Raw genomic sequence first — 1,551 nt, forward strand, 5'->3', positions numbered from 1 at the left:
TAAAAAGGTATGGTCGGTTTTCCCAACTGGAGAAGGAACGAGTCTCAAGATCAGCAGAGGCCTTTAGTTTCGTTTCCAACCACGTTCGTGGTAGTTCGTCGAAATGATCGAACAAGCATTGACCTAAAATATCTTGAGACAGCACACCGCTGTAAGACTGCATAAAGCTGTTCCAGACACACACGTTATATTCTGGATCAAGAACAATGAGCCCAGAATCCATGGTATCTAAAATTTGTGTGACCCAATGAAAGTCTGCTATGTCCAGCGTGATATCGGACATCAGATTAACTCCATGATTTCATAAATAATTTCTACTGATGGTTTGTCTATTAGAAATAATACTTCACACTCAAAATCGAGCGCTTCCGCCATGTAGGTATATTCGATGGTAAAGAGTTCGCCTGATTCTCCTTGTTCTTCATTGTAAGGAGTGATTGTATCGACGATGCCCGGCTGACGAAGTGAAAACTGCTTATCAAGTTGGTTCCCTAAAGAGGTTAGGAATGACGAAACCAGCAAGTTAGAGACATTTAAAATAATTTCATTATGAGGCGTAAATTCGAGCAGATACCCCAACCTTTCGCCAATTTGATTGATATCTTTCCCACGTAGGCAACCCAACGCCTCTCCGTGTATACCGCCGCCAACAAAGCGCTGCGAAACCGCTACAGAGCTATCTCGCCCAATCACGTCCACCAGCGTCATATGCAATTCACCATAGGACAATGGCCCGACATGCGGAACTGGCAACTGGATAAACTCATGCAAGTGATCAGCCATAATGGCCGCCCCTTTGCCTAGCGCAATATTGGCAATTTCACGAAACTTGGCAAGGGATGAAAGCTCTTCTTGGCTTTGTGCAGAATTAAGCTCCATTGATGTTCGCTGTGCATAATGCAACCCAAGACGCTCGTACAGCGGGATGACTTGTTCTTCTGACAACGGCTTTGCGATAAAATCCATTGCCCCTAACTCTAGGCAGCGCTGCTTTGCTTCTTGTTGTACATCACCCGACACGATCACGATCTGAGTTGGATAATGGCTGACGGGTAAAGACTCAAGAACCTCGAAACCGTCCATAATGGGCATCGTTAAATCGAGGAACAAAACGTCAATATTTTGTTCGGCTAAGATTTTCAGCGCCTCATTCCCGTCTTGGGCTTCGATAAGGTGCAATGAGGTATCTTGTACGATGGTTCGAGCGATAAGCTTAATGTATCGATCTTAAAAACTGCCGATAAAGTCCGCTTTGTTCCGGGCGAAGATGTGACCTACGAAATCCGTGTTCTCAACAATGGCTCGCACACTGAAACTGGGTTAAAAGTCGTTGATAAGTTGCAAGATATTTTGTCTGTATTAGCGAACGACAAAGACAATCAGTATCAAGATTATCCGGACCAAAGCCCGTTCGAATATTGGCAATTTGACTATGACGACGGTGCCGGTTTTCATTCTGTAACAACGGAGAACTTTGTGTATCCCGAAGGGGACGCTTCCAAAACAATGAGTTTGGAACCGGACGAAGTGCGTACGTTTAAAATTAAAGCG

At 44.6% G+C, this 1,551-nt stretch carries 2 protein-coding genes and 1 pseudogene; 1 reads left to right on the forward strand and 2 read right to left on the reverse strand.

Annotated elements, in window-relative coordinates; all coding sequences use genetic code 11:
- Nucleotides 1-283 (reverse strand): annotated as a pseudogene (locus R7O12_RS24450) (PAS domain-containing protein); the annotation flags it as partial.
- On the reverse strand, nt 283-1,218 hold the full coding sequence (locus R7O12_RS24455) for a response regulator (protein ID WP_318126627.1): 936 nt from the start codon (nt 1,216-1,218) through the stop codon (nt 283-285). The pseudogene R7O12_RS24450 and the gene R7O12_RS24455, both read right to left, overlap by 1 nt.
- On the opposite strand from R7O12_RS24455, the gene R7O12_RS24460 reads away from it, so the two are divergent.
- Nucleotides 1,189-1,551 (forward strand): hypothetical protein (locus tag R7O12_RS24460; RefSeq protein WP_318126625.1); only part of this gene is annotated, 363 nt, incomplete at its 3' end. The genes R7O12_RS24455 and R7O12_RS24460 overlap by 30 nt on opposite strands.

Source organism: Vibrio sp. Vb1574 (assembly GCF_033338675.1).